General features: G+C 70.8%; 24 protein-coding genes and 1 pseudogene. 9 read left to right on the top strand and 16 right to left on the bottom strand.

Annotated features, from left to right (window positions below; genetic code table 11):
• Positions 1-22 precede the first annotated feature (22 nt).
• The 7 genes from gcvH to C0R66_RS08990 form a co-directional block, all read right to left on the bottom strand.
• Positions 23-409, bottom strand: a complete 387-nt coding sequence (gcvH, locus tag C0R66_RS09020; protein ID WP_101524415.1) for a glycine cleavage system protein GcvH — start codon at positions 407-409, stop codon at positions 23-25.
• A 42-nt stretch (positions 410-451) separates the two neighbouring features.
• The gene (locus C0R66_RS09015; RefSeq protein ID WP_101524414.1) at positions 452-1,243 is read right to left on the bottom strand and encodes a DUF881 domain-containing protein; all 792 of its coding nucleotides are present in this window, start codon (positions 1,241-1,243) and stop codon (positions 452-454) included.
• Positions 1,236-1,568 carry a small basic family protein gene (locus C0R66_RS09010; RefSeq protein ID WP_101524413.1) on the bottom strand — a complete coding sequence of 111 codons (333 nt, stop codon included), beginning with the start codon at positions 1,566-1,568 and terminating at the stop codon, positions 1,236-1,238. Before C0R66_RS09010 ends, C0R66_RS09015 begins: the two co-directional genes overlap by 8 nt.
• On the bottom strand, positions 1,565-2,440 hold the full coding sequence (locus tag C0R66_RS09005; protein WP_101524412.1) for a DUF881 domain-containing protein: 876 nt from the start codon (positions 2,438-2,440) through the stop codon (positions 1,565-1,567). Before C0R66_RS09005 ends, C0R66_RS09010 begins: the two co-directional genes overlap by 4 nt.
• On the bottom strand, positions 2,437-3,012 hold the full coding sequence (gene clsA / locus C0R66_RS09000) for a cardiolipin synthase ClsA (protein WP_101526150.1): 576 nt from the start codon (positions 3,010-3,012) through the stop codon (positions 2,437-2,439). Before clsA ends, C0R66_RS09005 begins: the two co-directional genes overlap by 4 nt.
• Before the next feature lie 115 nt (positions 3,013-3,127).
• Positions 3,128-4,177, bottom strand: coding sequence for a hemolysin family protein (locus C0R66_RS08995; protein ID WP_101524411.1), 1,050 nt, complete (start codon positions 4,175-4,177; stop codon positions 3,128-3,130).
• Positions 4,174-5,535 carry a hemolysin family protein gene (locus C0R66_RS08990; protein WP_101524410.1) on the bottom strand — a complete coding sequence of 454 codons (1,362 nt, stop codon included), beginning with the start codon at positions 5,533-5,535 and terminating at the stop codon, positions 4,174-4,176. Before C0R66_RS08990 ends, C0R66_RS08995 begins: the two co-directional genes overlap by 4 nt.
• A 187-nt stretch (positions 5,536-5,722) precedes the next feature.
• Here C0R66_RS08990 and C0R66_RS08985 point away from each other — a divergent pair, with 187 nt between their 5' ends.
• Positions 5,723-7,195 carry a sulfatase family protein gene (locus C0R66_RS08985; protein ID WP_101524409.1) on the top strand — a complete coding sequence of 491 codons (1,473 nt, stop codon included), beginning with the start codon at positions 5,723-5,725 and terminating at the stop codon, positions 7,193-7,195.
• Positions 7,196-7,205: 10 nt separating this feature from the next.
• Complete coding sequence (locus C0R66_RS08980) at positions 7,206-8,684, top strand: gamma-glutamyltransferase (protein WP_101524408.1); 1,479 nt, start codon at positions 7,206-7,208, stop codon at positions 8,682-8,684.
• Between the two features lie 48 nt (positions 8,685-8,732).
• On the opposite strand, the gene C0R66_RS19950 is transcribed toward C0R66_RS08980, so the two are convergent.
• Positions 8,733-9,425 carry an acyltransferase gene (locus C0R66_RS19950; RefSeq protein WP_277869178.1) on the bottom strand — a complete coding sequence of 231 codons (693 nt, stop codon included), beginning with the start codon at positions 9,423-9,425 and terminating at the stop codon, positions 8,733-8,735.
• A 33-nt stretch (positions 9,426-9,458) separates the two neighbouring features.
• On the opposite strand from C0R66_RS19950, the gene C0R66_RS08970 reads away from it, so the two are divergent.
• Entirely contained in the window at positions 9,459-10,349 is an 891-nt protein-coding gene (locus C0R66_RS08970) for a Gfo/Idh/MocA family protein (RefSeq protein ID WP_101524407.1), read from the top strand.
• A 17-nt stretch (positions 10,350-10,366) separates the two neighbouring features.
• On the opposite strand, the gene C0R66_RS08965 is transcribed toward C0R66_RS08970, so the two are convergent.
• Positions 10,367-11,551 (bottom strand): acyl-CoA dehydrogenase family protein, encoded by a 1,185-nt coding sequence (locus C0R66_RS08965; RefSeq protein WP_101524406.1) that lies wholly within the window; start codon positions 11,549-11,551, stop codon positions 10,367-10,369.
• 109 nt (positions 11,552-11,660) lie between these two features.
• Here C0R66_RS08965 and C0R66_RS08960 point away from each other — a divergent pair, with 109 nt between their 5' ends.
• Positions 11,661-12,377: a winged helix-turn-helix transcriptional regulator gene (locus tag C0R66_RS08960; RefSeq protein ID WP_101524405.1), complete on the top strand. Its 717-nt coding sequence runs from the start codon at positions 11,661-11,663 to the stop codon at positions 12,375-12,377.
• Here C0R66_RS08960 and C0R66_RS08955 read toward each other — a convergent pair.
• Positions 12,366-12,995, bottom strand: a complete 630-nt coding sequence (locus tag C0R66_RS08955) for a DUF2238 domain-containing protein (protein ID WP_101524404.1) — start codon at positions 12,993-12,995, stop codon at positions 12,366-12,368. The two genes, C0R66_RS08960 and C0R66_RS08955, sit on opposite strands and share 12 nt — an antisense overlap.
• A gap of 184 nt (positions 12,996-13,179) precedes the next feature.
• Here C0R66_RS08955 and C0R66_RS08950 point away from each other — a divergent pair, with 184 nt between their 5' ends.
• The 3 genes and pseudogenes from C0R66_RS08950 to C0R66_RS19440 all read left to right on the top strand — a co-directional run bounded on the left by C0R66_RS08950 (position 13,180) and on the right by C0R66_RS19440 (position 14,442).
• The gene (locus tag C0R66_RS08950) at positions 13,180-13,476 is read left to right on the top strand and encodes a DUF4193 family protein (RefSeq protein WP_101524403.1); all 297 of its coding nucleotides are present in this window, start codon (positions 13,180-13,182) and stop codon (positions 13,474-13,476) included.
• Between the two features lie 160 nt (positions 13,477-13,636).
• Positions 13,637-13,933, top strand: a pseudogene (locus C0R66_RS19445) (sigma-70 family RNA polymerase sigma factor); the annotation flags it as partial.
• A gap of 80 nt (positions 13,934-14,013) precedes the next feature.
• Positions 14,014-14,442, top strand: a complete 429-nt coding sequence (locus tag C0R66_RS19440; protein ID WP_241901644.1) for a sigma-70 family RNA polymerase sigma factor — start codon at positions 14,014-14,016, stop codon at positions 14,440-14,442.
• A gap of 9 nt (positions 14,443-14,451) precedes the next feature.
• Here C0R66_RS19440 and C0R66_RS08940 read toward each other — a convergent pair whose 3' ends face one another.
• A complete protein-coding gene (locus C0R66_RS08940; RefSeq protein ID WP_199286871.1) occupies positions 14,452-14,838 on the bottom strand; it encodes an MmcQ/YjbR family DNA-binding protein in 387 nt (128 codons plus the stop codon).
• Between the two features lie 189 nt (positions 14,839-15,027).
• Between C0R66_RS08940 and C0R66_RS08935 the strand changes: the two genes are divergently transcribed.
• Positions 15,028-16,002, top strand: coding sequence for a sulfotransferase family protein (locus tag C0R66_RS08935; protein WP_101524402.1), 975 nt, complete (start codon positions 15,028-15,030; stop codon positions 16,000-16,002).
• Positions 16,003-16,030: 28 nt separating this feature from the next.
• Here C0R66_RS08935 and C0R66_RS08930 read toward each other — a convergent pair whose 3' ends face one another.
• From C0R66_RS08930 to C0R66_RS08915, 4 genes are all read right to left on the bottom strand, one after another.
• A complete protein-coding gene (locus C0R66_RS08930) occupies positions 16,031-16,927 on the bottom strand; it encodes a glycoside hydrolase family protein (RefSeq protein WP_101524401.1) in 897 nt (298 codons plus the stop codon).
• 77 nt (positions 16,928-17,004) lie between these two features.
• On the bottom strand, positions 17,005-17,745 hold the full coding sequence (locus C0R66_RS08925; protein ID WP_158647972.1) for a hypothetical protein: 741 nt from the start codon (positions 17,743-17,745) through the stop codon (positions 17,005-17,007).
• Positions 17,733-18,512, bottom strand: coding sequence for an HAD family hydrolase (locus tag C0R66_RS08920; protein WP_199286870.1), 780 nt, complete (start codon positions 18,510-18,512; stop codon positions 17,733-17,735). The genes C0R66_RS08925 and C0R66_RS08920 overlap by 13 nt, the downstream gene beginning before the upstream one ends.
• Positions 18,509-20,026, bottom strand: coding sequence for a mannitol dehydrogenase family protein (locus C0R66_RS08915; RefSeq protein WP_101524399.1), 1,518 nt, complete (start codon positions 20,024-20,026; stop codon positions 18,509-18,511). Before C0R66_RS08915 ends, C0R66_RS08920 begins: the two co-directional genes overlap by 4 nt.
• A gap of 157 nt (positions 20,027-20,183) precedes the next feature.
• Here C0R66_RS08915 and C0R66_RS08910 point away from each other — a divergent pair, with 157 nt between their 5' ends.
• Positions 20,184-21,233, top strand: coding sequence for a CDP-glycerol glycerophosphotransferase family protein (locus tag C0R66_RS08910; RefSeq protein ID WP_101524398.1), 1,050 nt, complete (start codon positions 20,184-20,186; stop codon positions 21,231-21,233).
• A gap of 219 nt (positions 21,234-21,452) precedes the next feature.
• On the opposite strand, the gene C0R66_RS08905 is transcribed toward C0R66_RS08910, so the two are convergent.
• Positions 21,453-21,731 (bottom strand): hypothetical protein, encoded by a 279-nt coding sequence (locus C0R66_RS08905; RefSeq protein ID WP_101524397.1) that lies wholly within the window; start codon positions 21,729-21,731, stop codon positions 21,453-21,455.
• Positions 21,732-21,893: the final 162 nt, after the last annotated feature.

Below are 21,893 nucleotides of genomic sequence, written 5' to 3'. Positions count from 1 at the left end.
CACCGCGGCGGGGTCACCCGGATCAGGCGAGTCCGGCCTGATAGGCGGCCGCGTCCAGCAGCGCCTCGACCTGCGCGGCGTCGCTCGGCACGACCTCGAACAGCCATCCGGCGGCGTAGGGGTCGTTGTTCACCAGCTCCGGAGTGGAGTCCAGCGCATCGTTGCGGGCAACGACCTCGCCGGACACCGGGGCGTAGATGTCGCTGACCGACTTGGTCGACTCCAGCTCGCCGCAGGCCTCGCCGGCGGTGACGCTCTGCCCGATCTCGGGGAGCGAGACGTAGACGATGTCCCCGAGGGCGTCCTGAGCGAAGTCGGTGATCCCCACGCGGACCGCTGAGGTGCCGCCCTCCTCGGGACCGCGGACCCACTCGTGCTCCGCGGTGTAGTGCAGGTCCTCGGGATACATCGCGTGCTCCTCTTGGTTGGGCGGTCACGGCGTGCGCCGAGGCTACTGCCCTTCCGCCGGCTCGGCGAAGTCGGCCCTCGGGAGGTCTCGCACCGTGGTGATCTCGACCGCCGGGAGACGCTCGATGACCACCTGCGCGCCCTCCTCCTCCAGCTGGGAGACGGGGCCGGTGACGTAGGTGAGCCCGGTCTGCATGGTGTTCGGCTCCCCGATCACCTCCAGGACGTACGGCGACGGCAGGACCTCCCCGTCCACCGCGATGCGGTCGTCCACGACCGAGAAGGAGCTCTGCGCGACGAGCCGGACCTGGTCGTTGAACTCCATCGCCTCCGCGCCCGCGGTCCGCAGCTCCTGCACGACGTCGAGCAGCGAGTCGGTGCGGATCCGGCCGGTCTGCTCGGTGATGGTGATGCGCAGCCCGGGTCCGGTGACAGCGACGGTGCCGGCCAGGATGTTCAGCGTCTCCAGGCGTTGCTCGGCCTGCGCGATGGCGGCCTGGCGCGCGTTCGAGTCGGTCTGGAGGTCGCGCTTGGTCTGCTCGAGCTGGCTGATCTCGCTGCGCGCCCGGTCCGACGCCCCGGTGAGACCGTTGAAGATCTCGATCAGGTCCTCCTCGCGGCGGCCCTCGTAGGTGTCGTCCAGCTCGGTGCTGCGCACCTGGGTCACCGTGGCGAACCCCAACGCCGCGAGCAGCACCGCGACGATCAGCTGGGAGCGGGTGGGACGACCCATGGCCCGCGCCAGGCGCAGGCGCCGGCTCCATGCCGGGACGTGCGGCTCGCTCTCCCCCGGGTCGGACGGCTGCTCGCGGGACGGCTTCTGGGGCTCAGGCATGGAACACGTGGCGCCGGATCGCGGCGGCGTTGGAGAAGATGCGGATGCCCAGCACCACGATGACGCCGGTGGAGAGCTGGCTGCCCACCCCGAGCTTGTCGCCGAGGTAGACGATGGTGGCGGCGAGGACGACGTTGCTGACGAACGAGACCACGAACACTTTGTCGTCGAAGATGCCGTCCAGGAACGCTCTCAGCCCGCCGAACACCGCGTCCAGGGCAGCGACCACGGCGATCGGCAGGTAGGGCTCCAGACCCAGCGGGATGTCGGGCTGGAGCAGCAGTCCGGCAAGGATGCCCAGCAGCAGCCCGAGAGCGGCGATCACGGATTGATCTCCTTGTCCATGCGGTCCTCGTCCAGAGTCTTGGTCACCGCTGCCCGCAGGGTGCGGACCCGCGCGGCGGGCAGTTCCAGGTCATCATCATTCTCCATCTCGAACCCGAAACCCAGCGAGCGCGCCAGGCTGAACCAGACCGAGCCGTGGGTGCTGTCGAGGAAACGCGCCTGCAGCGTGTCAGGGTCCCCGATGGCCAGCACGGTGTACGGCGCGTTCAGGGGCCGGAAGTTCACGTGGATCGCGGGGCCGGTGTTCTGGATCGGGGACAGTGCGGTGAGCCGTTGACCGTTGATGGCCACGGCCTCGGCCCCTGCAGCCCACAGCCCGTCCACCAGGATGCCGAGGTCGCTGGCCCGCACGAGCGGGTCCTCGTCGCCCTCCGGGGCGTCGTCCACGGTGATCCGGACCCCAGGACCGCGGACGGCCAGATAGCCGGTGCGCACGCCGAGCCGGCTCACCCGCTGTCCGAGCTCCTGCTCGGTCTGCCTCAGCTGACGCAGCTCGTCGTCCGACTCCACGTTGTCGTCGCGGACCTCGCCGGCACGGGCGCGCAGCACGGTGACGTCCTCCTTCTCGTCCTGGATGCGGGAGATGAGGCTGGCCCGGCCCAGGGCGTCGACGTCGGCGTTGAGCGAGGTCTGCACTGCTGCCACCGCGACGAGGATCCCGAAGACCGCGATCGCGGCGCCGGTGGCGACCCGACGACCGCGCCCCCGGGTGGGCACCTGGCCCTCCCCGACAGCCCGTCGCGCCGCGACGTGCTGGTAGTCCTCGTCCATGGACTGGGAGGTGATCAGGGACAGCAGCGGCTGCGTCACGTGCTGGGGCAGGTCCGAGGACCGGCGCTCCTCGGCGCTCATGCCCGCTCACCGGCTCGCGGCAGCGGCGGCAGCTCGATCAGGAGCGTCCGCACCTGCCAGGCGTAGAGCACTCCGGCCCACCAGTACAGGCCGATACCCCAGATCGCGAAGGCCCAGCCGAACACGTCGGCGAGGGTGGCGATCGTGCCCGACCCCTCCCCGAGCAGCAGCAGCGGGAAAGCGTAGAGCAGGTTGAACGTGGCGGCCTTGCCCAGGAAGTGCACCGGTAGGGCACTGAACCCGCGGGTGCGCAGCACCGGGACCAGACCCCACAGCAGCAGGTCGCGCAGGGGCAGGATCACCGCCACCCACCAAGGGACGATGTCGCGCATCGCGAGGCCGAAGACCACCGCGAGGATGTAGAGGCGGTCCGCGATCGGGTCGAGCAGCTCACCGATCGGCGAGCGCTGATCCAGCACCCGCGCCAGGTAGCCGTCGAGGTAGTCGGTGAGTCCGGACACCATCAGCAGCACCAGTGCCCAGCCGTCGGCCTCCGGCCCGAGCACGAGCCAGAGGAAGAGCGGGATCGTGGCGAGCCGGGCAAGGCTCAGGAGGTTGGGCACCGTCCACATGCGCGCTGCGCGCTGGGGCTGGTCGGGCACTCGCTCTCCTGATCCTCGAGGTCTCTCGTCGGCTGCGTTGCTCGCAGGTCCACGACAGCCTATCGAGCCCCAGGTTGCCCGAGGGTCACACCGATTCCTCGTGGTGAGCCCCGTCACGGATCTCGCCCACCAGCTCTTCCAGCACGTCCTCGAGCGTGACCAGACCCAGCACGGTTCCGTCCTCGGAGATCACCCGCCCCATGTGGGCGCCCCTGCGCTGGAGCCCCTCGAGGGCGCCGTGCAGCGGGTCGGTGGCCCGGACGCTGGCGAAGGGCCGGATCCACTTGTCGTCGACCGCCCTTCCCCGACGCGACTCGTCGCTCTCCAGGACGTCCTTGATGTGCAGGTAGCCGAGCAGCTCGCCGTCGTCGGCGACCACCGGGAAGCGCGAGAAGCCGGTGGCGGCGCACAGGTCCTCGACGGTGGCGACGGTGCTCCCGCGGCGCACCGTGGTGAGGCTCTCGGCCGGCATGAGGACCGAGCTCACCGTCTTCTCGGTGAACCCCAGCGCCCCCGCCAGGCGGTCGTACTCGTGGGCCTCGATCATGCCCTCGCCCCGGGACTCCTCCACCAGGGCCGCCACCTGCTCGCGGGTGAAGGTGGAGGCGATCTCGTCCTTGGGTTCGATGCGCATCAGCCGGAGCACACCGTTGGCGCACTTGTTGATGCCGGCGATGACCGGGCGAAGGATGGTGATGATCACCACCATGGGCGGCCCGAGCAGCAGCGCGGCACGCTCCGGGCCGGCGATGGCGATGTTCTTGGGCACCATCTCGCCCAGCACCACGTGCAGGTAGACGACGACTACCATCGCGATGACGAACGCGATCGGGTGCAGCAGCTCGCCAGGCAGACCCGCCACCTCCAGCAGCGGCTCGATCAGGTGGGCCACCGCGGGCTCGCCCACGGCACCGAGACCGAGCGAGCAGATCGTGATGCCGAGCTGGGCACCGGCCATCACCATGGACACGTGCTCCATCGCGCGGATGGTGCTTCGCGCCATCTTCGACCCGGCCTCGGCCAGCGGCTCGATCTGGCTGCGGCGGGCGGAGATCAGGGCGAACTCGGCACCGACGAAGAAGGCGTTGAAGGCCAGCAGCACGATCGCGACGAACAGGGAGCCGAAGTCACTCATGACTCCTCCCCGTCCTGGTCGCGAGGTGTCGCCGAGACTCGCAGTGCTACCCGGTCCACCCGCAGGCCCTCCATCCGCTCGACGGTGAGGGTCACCTCACGCTCCTGGGTCTCGCCGTCCTCGGTGCGGAACGGCACCACGAGCTCGGCCACGTCGCCGGCGGCCGGCACCCGTCCCAGCTCCCGCACCACGAGACCGGCGATGGTGTCGTAGTCCTCGTGCTCGGGCAGCTCGATGCCCGAGACGTCCTCAACCTCGTCGGGGCGCAGCAGCCCCGAGAGCGACCACGTCCCGTCCCGGCGCTGCCGGGCGCGCTCACCGAGCCGGTCGTGCTCGTCGGAGATGTCTCCCACGATCTCCTCCACCACGTCCTCCAGGGTCACGATCCCGGCCTGGCCGCCGTACTCGTCGAGGACGACCGCCATCTGGAACCCGTCCTGGCGCAGGAGGGCGAGCAACGGGTCCAGGCGCAGCGAGTCGGGGACGACCATGGGCTTGACCATGATGTGCTTGACCCGAGTCGTGGCGCGCTCGTGCACCGGCAGCGCGACGGCGTGCTTGACGTGCACGGTGCCGACCACGACGCCGTCGGCGTCCAGGACCGGGAAGCGGGAGTGGCCGGTCTGTCGGGCCAGCTCGATCACGGTGGCCGCCCGGTCGCTGGCCTCGATGCTGGTGGTCCGCACCCGCGGCGTCATGATCTCGCCCGCCGTGCGGGTGCCGAACTCCACCGAGCGCTCCATCAGCTCCGCGGTCTCCGCGTCCAGCGTGCCCTCGTCGGCCGAGCGCTGCACGAGGGAGGCCAGCTCCTGGCTGCTGCGAGCCGAGCGCAGCTCCTCCTGGGGCTCGATGCCCAGGCGCCGGACGATGGCGTTGGCCGAGCCGTTGAGCAGCCGGATCGGCCAGGCGATCGCCTTGGTGAAGCCGCGCTGCACCCCCTGCGTGGCACGCGCGGTGGCCATCGGCAGTGCGAGGGCGAGGTTCTTGGGGACCAGCTCTCCGAAGAGCATGGTCAGGAACGTGGACAGCACCAGGCCCATGCCGACCGCGATCGGCGAGACCAGGGCGTCGGGGACGCCTGCGCTCTCCAGCGGGCCGTCGACCAGCCGGGCGATCGCCGGCTCCGCCAGGAAGCCGATGGCCAGGTTGGTGATGGTGATGCCCACCTGGGCGCCGGAGAGCTGGGTCGAGAGGCTGCGCAGGGCGTGCTGCACGCCCACCGCACCGGCATCACCGCTCTCGGCCTCCCGGTCCACGGCGGTGCGATCGACCGTGACCAGCGAGAACTCCGCCGCCACGAAGACACCGCACGCCGCGATCAGCAGGAGGGAGACTCCGAGGAGGATCAGCGGCGTCATCGACCGGTCGCCATGTCACGATTGCAGGGGCTGGGATGAGAACTACTTTGAGGCCCGTCCATGGGTGGAGACTGTTCCTTCGATCTCGGCAACGATGTCCACACTCTAACGGGCAAGACTAGGCTTGGAGTGCCACGCCGTCGGGTCCACGACCGTGGACCGAGGACCGGGGCGGAGCAGAGGGACGATGGCACGAGCCTGGCGGCAGGGGACGCTCGCCCTCGTCCTGATCGGCCTCCTGGGAGCCCTGGCCGCCGGGGTGGCCGGTTCGTCGGGGACCTCCTCGGCCGTGCGCGCCGCCGGTTCCGCCGATGACCGGCCCAACATCGTCGTGGTGATGACCGACGACCAGAACGACTACGAGCTGGCCTGGATGCCGCGGACCCGGGCCCTGCTCGTCGACCGGGGCATGGACCTGACCGACGCCATCTCGCCCCACCCCCTGTGCTGTCCGGCGCGCGCCGAGCTGGTCACCGGCCAGTACGCCCAGAACAACGGGGTGCGGCACAACCGGGGACCGTACGGCGGCAACGCCGCGCTCGACCCGGTCGACACCATCGGCTCGTGGTTCTCCGAGGCCGGCTACCGGACCGGCTTCATCGGCAAGTACCTCAACGGCTACGGCGCGCACCAGGCCCGCCCGCCCGGCTGGGACCGCTGGGACCCCCTGGTCCAAGGGGTCTACGACTACCGGAACTTCACCTTCCTCAACGACGGCCACCCTGAGTCCTACCGCAACGACTACGTCACGCAGGCCATCGAGGAGCGCACCAACGCTGCGGTGCGTGCGTTCTCGGCGGCCGACGAGCCGTTCCTGCTGATGTCGTGGCACCTTGCACCCCACTACCGGCTCGACAAGAGGAACCACAAGGCCCTGCCTGCCCCGGCCCCCCAGGACAGGCACCGGTTCACGCGGAGCCGGCCGCCGTCCCTGGACAAGCCGAGCTATGCGGAGAAGGACGTCTCGGACCAGCCACGTGCCTTCGCCCACCGCAGGCGGCCGGACGACGCCCAGGTACGGGCCGAGTTCCGGGCCCGGCTCAGGAGCCTGCAGTCCGTGGACCGCGCCGTGGCGTCCCTGGTCAGGACCCTGCGGAGCACCGGCAAGCTGGAGAACACCTACCTGTTCTTCCTCTCCGACAACGGCTACCTGCTGGGCGAGCACCGCTTCATCGGCAAGAACGTCCTCGCCGAGGAGGCCCTGCAGGTGCCGCTGCTGGTGGCGGGCCCGGGGATCGAGCCGGGCTCGACCTCGGCGGCTCCGGCCTCGCTGGTCGACCTGCCCGCCACCTTCGCGGACCTCGCGGGCCTGCAGCCAACCCGGGTGCTCGACGGCCTCTCGCTAGTGCCGGTGCTGCGGGGCGAGGCCGCCAGCGTGCGGGACACCACGCTGGTCCAGACGGGCGCCGACCAGGGAGACGGCTGGGCCCAACGAGGAGTGCGGACCGCGAGGTACCTCTACGCGACCCGCTCCGGTGACTCCGACCCCGTGCTGTACGACCGCTGGCTCGACCCCTTCGAGACGCGGAACGTGGCCGAGGACCCGCGGTACGCCGGGGTGCGCGAGAGCCTGGAGTCCCGAAGGCGCCAGCTCTTGGACTGCACCGGCTGGACCTGCAATCGCAGCTTCGGCCAGCCGCCCGACCCCGCCGGGCAGTAGCCTGCGGCTCATGACTGACGTGGCGGTGGCCGCACCCAACGCCGCGGCCGCAGACGCGGGCGAGCGGGTGGCCCAGGCAGGCGGCAACGCGGTGGACGCCGCCGTCGCCGCCGTCCTGGTGACCATGGTCAACGAGGTGGGCCTGGTCTCGCTCAGCTCCGGTGGCTTCGTCACCGTGCAGCCTCCCGGCGACGGGACGCCGTACACGGTCGACGGGTGGATGGACATGCCCGGGCGCGGCCGGGAGTTCACGCCCGGGGCCGGCACCTGGGACATCCACACCGAGTACGGCGGCGGCGTCGACATCACCATCGGCCCGGGCTCGGTCGCGGTCCACGGCTCCGTCGCCGCCCTGGGTGTCGCCCACCGGCGCGAGGGCGCCCTCCCGTGGTCGGAGGTGGTGGCACCGGCCCTGGAGGTGGCCCGCGGCGGCTTCCGGCTCGGGATCGCTTCGCGCTACTACCTCCACCACGTCCACGAGAGCATCTTCGGGTGGGACCCGGTCAGCCGGGTCGCGGTGCACGACGCGAACGGGCAGGTGAGCGCCGACCTCGTCGCCGTCCCGCACCTGGCGGACTCGCTGGAGCAGATTGCCACGAACGGCCCCTCGGCGCTGCACACCGGCGACCTGGGGCGGCTGATCGCCCGGGACGTGACGCAGCGAGGTGGCCTGCTCGGCCTCGACGACCTGGTGGCCTACCAGCCGTTGACCCGACCGTCGCTGCGCGCGGACGCGGCCGGGTGGCGCCTCTCGACGACCCCGGCTCCCTCGGTCGGGGGCGTGTGCGTCGCGGCCATGCTGCGGCTGCTCGACGGCCGGCCGAAGGGTGGCTGGGCTCCCGAGGACGTGGCACTCATGGTGCAGGTGCAGCGCGCCGTGCTGGGTTACCGCCTGGAGCACCTGGACCACTCCCCCGACATCGAGCTCGCTTCTCGCGAGCTGCTGTCCCTGGCGGGGTCGGCGGGGCTCACCGTGGCCGAGTCGGGATCGACCGCTCACGTCTCGGCCGCCGACAGCGACGGGCGCGCGTGTGCGGTGACGGTCTCCTCTGGCTACTTCTCCGGGATGATCGCGGAGGGAACGGGCATCTGGCTCAACAACAGCCTCGGGGAGCAGGAGCTGAACGCCCAGGGCCTGCACGCCGCTCGGCCTGGCACCCGGCTCCAGTCCAACATGGCGCCCACCGTGGCCCGCCACGAGTCCGGGACCGTGCTGGCGATCGGCTCCCCGGGTGCCAGCCGGATCTCCACCGCGATCGTCACCGCGCTGGCGGGCTTCGTGGGCGGGATGAGCCTGCAGGACGCGATCGAGCAGCCACGGGTGCACCTGCACCGTGCCGGCCGACCCGATGAGGAGGTCCAGCACGAGACCACGCTGTCCATGTACTTCGGCGGGGTGGGCGCGGCGCTCGCCGGCCCGGACGGACACCTGCTGGCCGCGGCCGATCCCCGCCGTGAGGGAGCGGTGCGCACCGTCCGCCACACCTAGCCGGGCCGACCGGACCACCCGGGCTTCGAACCTGGCCGAGGTCCGTGCTCAAGCACCGGTGAGGACGGCCTCGACCTCCGCTGCCGTGAAGGGCGGCCGTACCTCTCCCGAGCCGTCGGTGGCGATCCAGCCCACCTCCGGGACGTAGCGCCGCACCGTCCTGGCGGGCACCCCGGCCACCACGGCGTGGTCCTCGACGTGCCCTCGGACCACGGAGCCCGCCCCGACCACCACGTGGCGCCCCACGGTGGCCCCGGGCAGGATCACCGCCCCGTTCCCGATCCAGGAGCCCGAGCCGATGCTCACCGGCTGGTGACGCCCTAGCTGGAGGCCGATCGGCATCCCGGGGTCCTGGTAGCCGTGGCTGGCGTCGGAGATGAAGACGCTCTGCCCGAACCAGACGTCGTCACCGATCACCACGGACTCGTGGGCGGTGATGGTGGTGCGGGCGCCGATCACGCAGCGGTCGCCGATCACCAGGCCACGCTCGGGGAGGTCGTCCTGGTCGGGGGAGTAGCCCACGCTCAGCGAGCAGTGCCGGCCGACCAGCGTGTTCTCACCGAGGTGGATCGCGGACTCGCCGAAGAGCGCTGCTGCGGGAAAGGCGATGCAGCTGCCCCGCCCGAACCGACCGAACCGGTCCGCGGCGTCGGTGTCCGGATGGATCGCGGCCACCACCTCCACCCAGTTGCGCAGCCGGTGCAGGGCACGGTTGAGTACACGACGGGAGGAGGAGGACACGGGCGCACGTTACCCGCAGGTAGGAGGAGACAGATGCGTTTCGGACTGGTGGGCACCGGGCCCTGGGCCCGTCTCACCCACGGACCCGGCCTCGTGGCCGCCCCGGGCCTGGAGCTTGGGGGTGTGTGGGGACGGTCGACCGAGCGCGCCGGGAGGCTCGCCGCGGACCTCGGCACCGCCAGCTACCCGTCGTACGACGACCTGCTGGCCGACGTGGACGCCGTCGCGTTCGCCGTACCCCCGGACGTGCAGGTCGGGCTTGCCCTGAGCGCCGCCCGCGCTGGCAAGCACCTGCTGCTGGACAAGCCGGTCTCCACCGACCCTGGGACCGCCCGGGAGCTCGTCGAGGCCGTCGAGGCGGCCGGAGTCACCACCGTCGTCTTCTTCACCGACCGCTTCGCGCCCCAGTGGCAGGCCTGGCACGACGAGACCCTGCGGACCGGCGGCTGGCGCGGCGGCTGGTCCCGGTGGCTCACCTCGCTGGACGCGGGGACCAACCCGTTCCGCGAGTCGGCCTGGCGGCGCGAGCGGGGCGCCCTGTGGGACATCGGTCCGCACGTGCTGTCCACCCTGGCCTCCACCCTGGGACCAGTGACGTCGCTGCACGCCGTCGGCGGAGCAGCCGACACCGTGACGCTCTCGATGACGCACGAAGGAGGCGCCACCAGCACCGCCACGTTGTCGCTCTTCGCGCCGCCGGCCGCCAACGACCGCGAGACCACCTTGTGGGGCGAGGCGGGATTCTCCACGATGCCCGGCCGCCGGCCCGGCGAGGACCCGGCCTGCCTGGCCCGCGCTGCCCGCCAGCTCGCCGACGCCGCCGATACCGGCGAGAGGCACCCGCTCGACGTCGCCTTCGGTGCCGAGGTGGTGGGGTGGCTCAGCCGAGCCCAGGTCCAGCTCGACACGCGCACCGGGAGCTGAGCCCGGTGGGGTCTCCCTCAGCCCACGCTCGCCAGCTCGTCGACCGGGAGCCCCAGCGCCAGTGACCCGGTGTGGGCCAGCGTGAGCTCGGGTGAGAACGGGTGGAACTTGGCGGCCCGGACGTCCCGGTAGGCGCGCTCGACAGGGTGACCCTTGAAGAACGCCTGGCCTCCCACGACGTCCATCGCCAGGTCGCAGACCTCCTGCGCACCCAGCGCCACCTCCCGCTTGGCGATCATCACCGCCCGCAGCGTCTCCAGCGAGGGTGCAGGATCGTCGCCCACCACGGCGCTCGCCCCCGCCAGCGCCCAGTCGGCCACCTGGACGCGGTGCTCCATCAGCCCGATCTGGCGCTGCACCAGCACCCGGTCGGCCCGAGGCCCCACCGACTCCAGGACAGAGGCCAGCGCACCCTCCGCGATGCCGAGGTAGACCCCGGAGATGATCGGCATCGCGATGCTCAGGATCACCTGCAGCGGCGGGTCCACCATCCCCCACGGGCGGTTGGCCAGCACGGCCTGCTCGGGCACGAAGACGTCCTCGATCAGGATGTCGTTGCTCGCCGTCCCACGCATCCCCAGCGTGTCCCAGTTGCCCAGGACCGTGACGCCGTCGGCGCCGATCGGCACGGCCACGTTGAGCACGCGTCGCCCCTGATCCGGATCCTGGTAGGCGAACATCGTCGAGAGCACCGTGCCGTGGGTCGACTGGCTCGCGAAGATCTTGCGCCCCGAGACGCGGTAGCCCCCGTCCACCTTGACAGCCTCGCCGCGGGGGGCGGTGAGGTCGGCGCCGCCCGTGGAGACGAGCACGATGCCGTCGGCCACGATCCGCCGCAGGGTCGCCTCGGCGCCGGGCAGTCCCCGGCGGTGTCGCCACGCCACGAAAGCGGTGACGTGCTGGTGCATCGACGTGGCCAGGGCGGTGGATCCGCAGTACTTGGCCAGCTCCCGCTGCACCAGGGTCACCTGCCGCAGGGTCGCGCCCAGGCCACCCAGCTCCTGGGGCACCGCGAGCGCGAGCAGCCCCCTCTCCCGGACCAGGGCCAGCCCCTCCTCTACGAAGGTCCCGTCCTCGTCGTGTCGTCGTGCGTGGCCGGCGATCTCCCGCCCGACCCCGGCCGCGAGCTCACGCAGCGCTGTGTCCCTGTCGGTGCGGATGTCGGTGGACCTGCCGGTGTCGTTCGTCAGTGTGTTGGTCATGGCTCGACGCTAGGGAGCCCCCGGCATGCCCGCCCAGTGCACGAACGCGACCTGGCCAGTACAAGATCTGGATCTGGACTCCCACCCCGACCGGGGAGCACCATGGAGGATGGCTGAGTACGGTCGATACTGCCCCGTCTCCATCGCCACCGAGATCCTCGCCGACCGGTGGACACCGCTCATCGTGCGCGAGCTGGTGCTGGGGAACACCCGCTTCAACGACATCGCACGCGGCCTGCCCGGGATCTCGCGCACGCTGCTCGTGAACCGCCTGCGGCATCTCGAGCGCCGCGGAATCCTCGACACGTGGCCGTCGCCGGCCGGGCACGGCCGCGAGTACCACCTCACCGCCGCGGGCCGGGACCTGGAACGGGTCATCGAGGTGCTTGGCACCTGGGCCATCGACTGGTTCTTCGACGAGGTCCGCCCGGAGGAGGTGGACGCCGTGACCCTGGTCTGGTGGATGCACCGCCGGGTCGACCCCTCGGCTCTGCCGCCGCACCGGGTGGTCGTCCGGTTCCACTTCACCGGCGAGCAGCCGCAGTCGCTCTGGATGCTGCTGGACCGGGGCGAGCCATCGGTGTGCCTCACCTCGCCGGGCTTCGACGACGACGTGGTCGTGGTGACCACGATCCCCACCCTCTCCGACGTCTTCCACGGCAGGCGCAGCTGGACCGCCGCCGTGGCGGCGGAGGACATCGAGGTGTGCGGCCAGCCCCGACTGGCCGCAGCACTCCCCCGCTGGTTCCTGTGGAGTCCCTTCGCGGGGGCGACGCGCGCGCGGCTCTCCCGGGTGGCTACCGGCGTACCGGCCTCAGGGCACTGAGACCGGCAGGGGCAGGTCCAGCTGAGGGGCGGTCTCGCGGAGTGCGCCGCGGCGCCAGAGCAGGTGGATGGCGAAGGCGGCCACGACGGCACCGAGCACCCCCAGGCCTAGATCGCTCAACGTGTCGGCGTAGGCGAAGCGCCGCTCCTCGGAGCCACTGATGAACGCGAAGTACTCCGCGATCTCCCAGCCGATCGCCGCCGTCGATCCGACCGCCAAGGCGCGTTCCAGCACCGAGAGCAACCCCGCGCTGCGATGCATGGTCAGCAGCACCACGGCGGCTGCCAGCAGGGCGACGTTCATGAAGTGCATCCAGTCGTCGAACCAGCCGATCTGGTCGTACAGGTCCAGCCGGTTGCCCAGGATGTCGGAGAAGCACGTGACGGTGACCAGGGTGTCGGCCAGCCAGGGGAACGAGGCACGGTCGCGCCAGGCCGTGAGCCAGATGACGGGCACCGTGAAGGCGAGCACCGGGTAGGTCAAGGCACGCAGGTGGGCCGCCTTGCCCTCCAGGTGCGCCCACTCCGGATTGATCACCACCAGCGCCAACATGAACGTGAGGGCGGCCTTGAGAGTGAGGTCGAGACGCCGCACGCCCTGCGGCACGGGGTGGCGCACAGGGCCAGTCTGGGTCTCCATTTGAGCCGCAGCCTACCTTTGACAGCACCACCCGAGGCACCTCGGCCCGGGTCGGCATCGCGCGGGCAGGGAGGCGGCCCGCGCCGCGCCGGACCCGGACGAGGCCGCGACCTCCACCTCCCGCTACCATTCGCGCTCCCGCGAGAAGAGAGAGCACCGCTACATGGCAACCGATTACGACGCGTCCCGCAAGTCCGAAGAAGAGCAGAAGGAAGAGAGCATCGAGGCCCTCCGCCTCGCTCCCGCCAACGCGGACAAGAACTCCGGCAAGGTCGACGAGGACGAGACGGAGGCCGCTGAGTCGTTCGAGCTCCCTGGTGCCGACCTCTCCCACGAGGAGCTGGTGGTCGAGGTTCGACCGAAGCAGGATGACGAGTTCACCTGCAGTCGGTGCTTCCTGCTGCACCACCACACGATGCGCTCAGCCGAGGACCCCACGGTCTGTCAGGACTGCGCCTGATTCTCCCTGAGGCCGCCTGCTCCGTGGTCCTTGCCTGCGCCAAGATTGTTGAAGATCGTATGTTTCGTGAGGTTCACGCCGGGTATGTCGCCCTGGGCAGCCGGGAACGTTCGGCCCTGGCCCCCAAGACAACCCCCTCATTCGACAGGTGTGAACGTCCATGTTGCAGAAGTTGGCAAGCAGGGCCGGAGCAGACGGCATCTGGCCTGACCCGGCAGATCGGCGAGCGGCCACGATGCGGCTGCTGGAGCAGGCAGCGGAAGCCACCGGTCAGTCCCGGCGCGACATCCAGGACCTGGTGGTCGAGCTGAACGTCCAGTTCGCCAAGGACGTGGCCCGGCGCTACCGGGGGCGGGGCATCGACCTCGACGACCTGGAGCAGGTGGCCTGCATGGGCCTGGTGAAGGCGGTCCAGAGGTTCGAGGCCGACAAGGGCCGGGAGTTCCTGAGCTTCGCGGTGCCCACGATCCGGGGCGAGCTGCGTCGTCACTTCCGCGACCGCGCCTGGATGGTCCGCCCCCGCGCTCCATCCAGGAGATGCAGGCCGCCATCAGCGGTGCCGAGGAGGCCCTGGTGCAGCAGTTGGGCCGCTCTCCCCGGCCGCGGGAGATCGCCGAGCACCTCGAGGCCGACCTCGACCTGGTGCTCGAAGCGCTCGGCGCCACGGGCTGCTACGTACCCTCCTCGCTGGACGCCCCCCTCTCGCCTGGCGAGTCCTCCGAGCTGGGGCAGATGCTGGGCGCTGACGAGCTCGGCTTCGAGAGCGCCGAGGCCCGAGCCCAGCTCGGGCCCGTGCTGGCCGGACTGACCGAGCGTGAGCGCACCATCATCGAGCTGCGCTTCGGTCAGAACCGGACGCAGGCGGAGATCGGCGCCGCCATCGGAGTGACGCAGATGCAGGTCTCGCGTCTGCTCTCGGCGACCCTGGCCAAGCTTCGCACCGCGCTGGAGCCGGCAGCCGCCTGACCGCAGGCCTCAGGTCTTTCCATTCCCGGGTCTGGGCACCCGCTCGGCGAGCCGGGCGGGTGCCTGGAGGCAGTAGGAGTCGGTCAACAGCTCGCGAACCTCCTCCCAGTCGGTGCGCTCGTCGAGCACCAGACCGACGACGTTGCTTCCCCAGCCGCTGCGGAAGTACGGCGCTCCGAGGTGCTCGAAGGCCATCACCTCGTCCGGATCAGCACGGAAGGTGATCCGGAAGAGCTGGTCCTCGCCCCCGAAGACATGGGCGACGGTGGCGCCCGCCACCCGCCATCTCACGCCGACCCACGCGTCTTCCTCCCCGCACTGCTCCAAGGCGCCCAGGATTGCGCGGAGCGCGGTCAGCATCGACTCCGGCACCGGGGGTCGCTCTGCCGTGGCCATGACCCGAGCCTGCCACGTCGTGTGCGGGCGCTCCGTGTCGCGGGCCCGACCTCCTCGTCGCCCGGGAGGCCGGCGGCGGCGTCCGGTGCCTGGCGCCGCGCGGGGCTCACGGCTCCGCTGAGCGACCACTCGCCAGCTCATCGACCAAGTGGCCCTTGTCAAAGACCCCCAGGTCAATAGTGTTTCACCATGACCGTGGACCGGCTGCCGGACTTCTTCCTGATCGGCGCACCCAAGGCGGGCACCAGCGCGTTGCATGCCGCACTCGCCCAGCATCCGCAGCTCTACCTGTCCGGGGTCAAGGAGCCCAAGTACTACATGTGCGGCGACTCCCCGCCGCCGGCGTACAAGGGCCCCGGAGACGCCCACAGCAACCAGGAGTGGATCTGGCAGCGTCAGCGGTACCTCCGCCTGTTCGCCGACGCCCCACCGGGCGCGCTCGTCGGGGAGAGCACGCCCTTCTACCTCTACAACCGCGACGCACGACGGCGGATCGCGGCGGACCGCCCGGACGCCAGACTGGTCGCGGTCCTGCGCGATCCGGTGGACCGCGCCTACTCCAACTGGATGCACCTCTGGATGGACGGCCTGGAGCCCCGCTCCGACATCCTGGAGGCCGTGAACCGGGAGCAACGGCGCATCGACGCCGGCTGGGCGCCGTTCTGGCACTACCGGGGTCTGGGGATGTACGGCCGCCAGGTGCAGGACCTCTTCGACCACTTCCCGCGTGAGCAGGTGCTGCTGCTGCGCTACCGCGAGCTGGTGGAGTCCCCCGGTGCCACGCTGCACCGGGTCTTCGGTTTCCTCGGGGTCGACTCCGCCGAGGTCGACCGGATTCCGCGCGACAACTCTCGGCCCTTCGTCCGGGACAGCCCCCGGGTGCGAGCGATCGCTCCCGTGATCCGGGCCGGGGCGACGGTGGCGCAGTTCCTGCCGCCCGAGGTCTGGCGCCGGGTGAGTCGTCCCCTGATCGCCCAGCTCCATCGCGGCGGGGACGAGTCACGCCCCACCCTGACCCCCCGGCAGCGCCAGGCGCTGCTCGAACCGCACCTGGGCGACATCGAGCTCCTGGAGCGCCTCACCGGTGAGTCCTTCGCGGACTGGAAGACCTATCGCGAGGGCGGCACCTTCTCCAGCAGACACTCGGCGATGTCCTCGGCCTGAGCCGGGGCCCGAGTCAGGGCCGACCGAGTCAGGGCCGACTGAGCGAGGTGACCAGGTCGTGCGCCCCGTCCGGGCGAGCAACCTCGAAGTAGAACCGTGTCGACCCGTCGGGCAGCGGCACGGCGGACGCGTACCGCAGAGCGCCGTCGGAGTGCGGCGAGCGCAACGGCGCGAAGGCCGCGTCCGCCACCAGCACCCCGTCCGTCCCCGCTCGAGCGAGCCCCGTGGTCTCGTGCCAGTTGTCCTGTGCCGTCGGGCGGCCGTCGTACAGCACGACGAGGGGATCGTGCGAGAGCACCGCGGTGACGCGGGCCCCCCGCTCGTCCCAGGACCCGGGGGTGGGGAGCAGGACCGTGCCCTGCCGCACCCAGCGCAACCCGTCGTCGCTGGTGAGGTAGGACGTGGTCATCCGGTCCTCCTCCCCCGCCTCGGTCAGGGGATGCTCGCAAGCCCACATCTCCCAACGCCCGTCGCGTTCGGTGATCACCGGGTCCTTGACCGCGACGGAGTCGTCACCAGCGAGCACGACGGTGCGGCGGCCCCCCGCAAGGTCCTCGGGTCGATCCGCGTCCAGCGCCTCGATCCACCAGTGCTTGGAGCCCGGCGTGGCGCAGGAGAGATAGAGCCGCCAGCCGCCGTCCGGACGGCGATGCACCGAGGGCCGCTCGAAGGACTCGGCCCCGAAGTCGTCGCGAAAGACCTCGGTCACGCGGGTGAAGTCGAGACCGTCCTCGGACCGCGCCACGACGGTCGCCACCCCCCGTCCAGCGTGCAGGGGGCGCCGCAAGCGGTAGGCGAGCCAGAACGTGCCGTCCACCAGTGTCACGCTGGCAGCACCGGCCCAGTTCCCGGCGCCCGCTCCAGGAGCTGGCACCACGACGTCGGCGTCGGTGAGGTCGGGGAGCGGAAGAGTGTCCAGAGCCATGACTAAATCCTAGTGGATTGGTCCAGTTTAGCGCTGGCGATGGGCCGGGGTGTCCAGATGCCGGTTGCCGGTTGCCGTCACCGGGTCACGATCCTGAGCCACGGGCCAGCGGGGACGTCCTTGCGGTCCACGAAGCGCCAGTCCACGCGGTCCCGGTTCCCGTTGAGCGAGCGGAACCCCAAGCAGCCGTTCAGCGCCGGCGACACGTCCATCCCGGCGTTGTTGTAGCGCTTGGACGCCGGCCGAGCGTCATCCGATCCGAAGACGTACCGAGCGTCGTGGTACTTGCCCGGGCCGGCGTCCTGGATCTGGCCGTAGCAGGTGCGGCCCCGTGACGTGATCTGCACCCAGCGGTTCTTCATGATGCTGACCTGGGGATCGGCGACCACCGCGGCGTACCGGGGGCGGGTGGCCCAGGGCACGAGCTCGCCGCGCCGCTGGTGACCGATCGGGTCGTTGAGGTCGTCGTAGGGAAGATCGAGGTAGAACGGGTTCTGCAGCGGGTCCATGTGGCGGGGGAACCAGCCATCGCGTCGTAGGCGTCGTTCCGTGGTGCAGACGCCACCCCGGACGCGTCCGTCGCACCCGCCGTAGCTGCCGTACCAGTGGTCGTCGTAGGTGGAGATCATCTGGCTGCCGTCGGGCGCCTGGGGATCGAAGATCTCCCCGACCCAGAACGTGGTGGCCACGATCGAGGTGTGCCACGGGTAGGACACGCTGTCCCGGTCCTGCGGGGCGGCCGCGGCCGGTGCGGCGACCGCGAGGAGCACGCAGCCGGTCAGCGCAGCAAGGAACCGCCGGGTCCTCAACCCGGGCACCGCGCTCCCTCGTCACGGCTGGACAACCTGGCCGCCAGCTCGGACAGGTCCGAGACCACCGCGAAGGCGCCGGCCTCCATCAGCTCCCGCGCCCGCCGTGCCCTGGTGCCAGCAGGCACGAACTGCACGGTCCCGATGGTGGGGAACCCGGCAGCCACGGCTGAGAGGGTGCCGTTCACCGAGTCCTCGATGGCCAGGCCCTGGCGTCCGGAGACGCCGAGACAACGCCCCGCCAGCTCGTAGACCGCTGGGTCGGGCTTGCTGGCGGGCTGGGGCAGCGAGTCCTCGGCGCTGAACCTGCGGTCGCTGGGAAAGTGGCGACTCAGTCCCGTCACCTCAAGACACGCGTCGAGGCGCGACAGGGCGCTCGAGCTGACCAACGCGAGCCGGTAGCGCGAGTCCAGCACCTGGATCGCCTCCCTGACGCCGTCCCCCGGCGCCAGCACGGAACGCAGGTGCGCGGTGACCACGGCACGCTCCTGCGCCACCCAGGCGTCCAGCTCGGAGTCCCGCAGCTCGACCGAGTAGTGCCGGGCGAAGTCACTCGCCGTGGCACGGAAGTTCTTGCCGTTCGTCGCCTCCTGCAGCTCCTGCGCCGAGAAGGAGCGCCCGGCCCCCAGTGCAGCCAGGAACCGGTTCGTGACGTCCGCCGAGGCGGCGTACGCGGGCTCCTCGGAACCGAAGAGGGTGCCGTCGGCGTCACAGAGCAGGGTGGTGACCTCGCTCAGGTCGACCGGGTCCCACTCCGGGGTCAGGTGGGTGCTCACGAGATACGGCTTCCTTCCTTCTCGTCGCTGAGCCGCGGGCGCAGCACAGCATCGCGGCTCGCGGAGAGCCGCATGCGCACGGCACCGTGCACGCCGAGGCGCTCCAGGTCACGCAGTGCGCGGCTGATCTCGCTGCGCACCCACAGGTCATCGCCGAGACTCCCCATCACGGAGCGCAGACCCAGCAGCGGTCCCGGATCCGTACCCCCGGCGAGCGCCAGCGGTACCAGCTCGTCGCGGCGCACGTCGGCAACGTCGATCGGCTCGCCGGCGAGGTCGTGGCCCCGCAGATAGCGGAACCACGCCGCCACCGCGAGGATCAGGAGCGGGTTCGGTACTCCCGCTCGCCTGGACTCGACGAGGGAGGGCAGGAGGTAGGCCGGCACCTTCGTGGACCCCCGGGCAGCGAGCCTGGACAAGTCGTCGCTGATGTTCTCGTTGCCCAGACGGTCCAGGACCGTCGAGCGGTAGGTGCCCAGATCCACTCCCGGGATCGGCGGAAGCAGTGGGGCGATCTCGTCGCGCATCAGCCGGGCCAGGTAGTCCCGCATGATCGGATCTGCCGCCATCTGCGCGGTCGTGCGGTGTCCGGCGAGGTGGCCGAGGTAGGCCATGGCGCTGTGCGTCCCGTTCAGCAGCCTGGACTTCATCAGCTTGTGGGGCGCCACGTCGGCGACCAGCTCGACTCCCACGTCCTCCAGTGGCGGACGGCCAGCGGCGAAGCTGTCCTCGATCACCCACTGGCGGAACGGCTCGGTCAGCACGGGTGCCCGGTCGACCAGGCCGAAGCGCTGGCTCACCAGCTGGGGGGCGGCTGTGCCCGGGACCGGGGTGATCCGGTCGACCATGCCGTTGGGGAAGCTCACGTGACGCCTGATCCAGCGGGCGAGGGTGTGGTCGACCATCTGCGCGAAGCCGACGACGGCGGACTCGGCGGCCGCGCCGCTGTTCGCGAGGTTGTCGCACGACAGCACGGTGAAGCCACCCAGCCCCGCGGTACGCCGGCGAGCGAGTGCCGCGACCAGGAACCCGAACCACGTCGTGGGGCGCTCCAACCGGAGCGCCTCGGCCCGGACCGTGGCCCCGCTGTCGTCGAAGTCGCCGTTGGCGTCGAGGTTGTAGCCGTCCCCGGTGATCGTGAGCGTCACGATCCGGGTCTCCGCGTGGGCGAGCCGGCCCAGCACTGCCCGCGGGTCGTCCGGTGCGAAGAGGTAGTCGCTCATGGCGCCTACGACGGTCGCCGCCTCGTGCCCGGACGCACGCTCCACCACGGTGTAGAGCCGGTCCTGGGGCAGGAGCGCGCCCTTCATGCTGTCCGACACGAGACCGACACCGGTCTCGCCCCACTCGCTGTTCCCGCCACGCGCCAAGGCATCGAGGTAGACCAGCTGGTGCGCACGGTGGAACGCGCCCACGCCGATGTGCACGATGGAGCGACGCAGGGCCGCCCGGTCGTAACTGGGGGTCGCCAGCAGTGGATGCAGGGCCGGAAGGGTCTTGTCACACAGGTCCATGAATGCCAATCTCCGAGCAGGGGTGGACGGTCCCGGATCGACGTGCCGTCGAACTGCTTCGCCCGCTGCGGGTCAACCACGGGCTGAGGTGCTGCACAGATACCCAGACGACGCCCGGCCGAAACCTCCGGCCAGGTGGCTCTGCCACACTGCCCCGGTGCAGATCGTCTACAACAGCTTCCACGGGCGCTACTCCGACAACCCGCGCGCGGTGTACGAGCGACTCGCTGGGCGCCCGTCCCTGGACCAGCTGTGGCTCGCCGACCCCGAGCACCTGGCTTCGTTCCCCGCGGGCACGCGGACGGTGCCGATCGACAGCGGCGAGGCCGCGGCGGCCCTGGAGTCCGCCGACGTGGTGATCGCCAACACCCACACCGAGGTGGAGTGGACCAAGCCGGAGTCCACGACGTACGTCCAGACGTGGCACGGGACTCCGCTGAAGCGGATCCACCGTGACGTGCTGTGGGCACCCGAAGGGCGCCTGGACCGACTGGACCTCGACGTGGCCAAGTGGGACCTCCTGGTCTCCCCGAACCCCGCGAGCACACCCAGGCTGCGCCACGGGTTCCGCTACGACGGGGAGGTGCTGGAGATCGGCTATCCCCGCAACGACGTGCTGCAGGCTCCGGACGCCCACCTGCTCGCAGCCCGGGTCCGCAAGGAGCTCGACATCGACGAGGACGCCACGGTCGTCCTGTACGCCCCGACCTGGCGCGACGACGAGGTGTTCCAGAAGGGCGCCCCGGAGATTCCGCTGGCGCTCGACCTCGCCGAGCTCAGCCGGCGCCTGGGTCCCGACCACGTGGTGCTGGCCCGCCTGCACCCGCTGATGACCGGTCGCAGCCCGATCCCGTCGCGGCCCGGGTTGCGGGACGTGTCCCTGCACCCGGACGTGCGGGACCTCTACCTGGTGGCGGACGTGCTGGTCACCGACTATTCGTCCACGATGTTCGACTTCGCCATCACGGGGCGCCCGATGGTGTTCTTCACCTACGACCTGGACCGCTTCCGGGACTCGGTACGAGGCTTCTACTTCGACCTGGTGGCCGAAGCGCCGGGGCCGGTGGTGACCAGCGGCGAGGAGCTTGTGGCGACGCTGAGGGACCTGCCCGCCAGGTCCTGGCGCTACACCGAGTTCCAGCAGACGTACTGCTCACTCGAGGACGGTCGGGCGACCGACCGGCTGCTGGAGCGCCTGGGCCTCTGAGGCAGGTTGGGCCGCGCCCGGCGCAGGGGCCTCACCGGAACAGGGCAAACAGGAGCACTGCTGTGACGGCGAGCGAGAGCAGGAGTGAGCCGCCGCAGCCGAGCCGGTTGCTGAAGAGCAAGAACATGGGTCCACCTTGGGGATGCTCGAGGGCTGGGCCCCGAACGCCGACCCCGGGAGCGGGAACGGCGTTCGGGCCCGGCAGGGCGGTGCGGTGCCTTACCGGTTGTCGTCGTCGAAGAACTCCCGGCTGCCGGACTTGGCCAGCCCCCGGCTGACCATGTAGCCGATCGTGAGCAGGGTGACGTAGAACCACGCTTCCTGAGGGCCGAAGTCGCTGGCATCCACGACGGCCGACGCGATCAACACCCCCAGCACGGCGAGCACGTAGGCGATCAGCTCGCTGGACTTGAAGGAGGCCTTGGTCTCGGTGCTCACGCGGCGCTCGGGCCGGGCCTTGGACTGTCCTGCGTTGTCTGTGTGAACGTTGGTGGACATGTTTGGTGAATCCCCTTGACCTCTGTTTGGTGGCACCGGTAGTCCCAGGTGCTCGGTCACGCCGAATAGCGCGAGGCCTCCGTACCCCGGGACGTCAGGACAACCCTGTGATGCTGGACACACCCGCGGACGGCCATGGCAGGGCACAAAGACCCGGGGCGG

This window comes from Nocardioides houyundeii (genome assembly GCF_002865585.1).
Classification (GTDB): Bacteria; Actinomycetota; Actinomycetes; order Propionibacteriales; family Nocardioidaceae; genus Nocardioides; species Nocardioides houyundeii.
The sequence above is the reverse complement of the archived record's forward strand: the minus strand, read 5'-3'. Positions and strand labels throughout refer to the sequence as shown.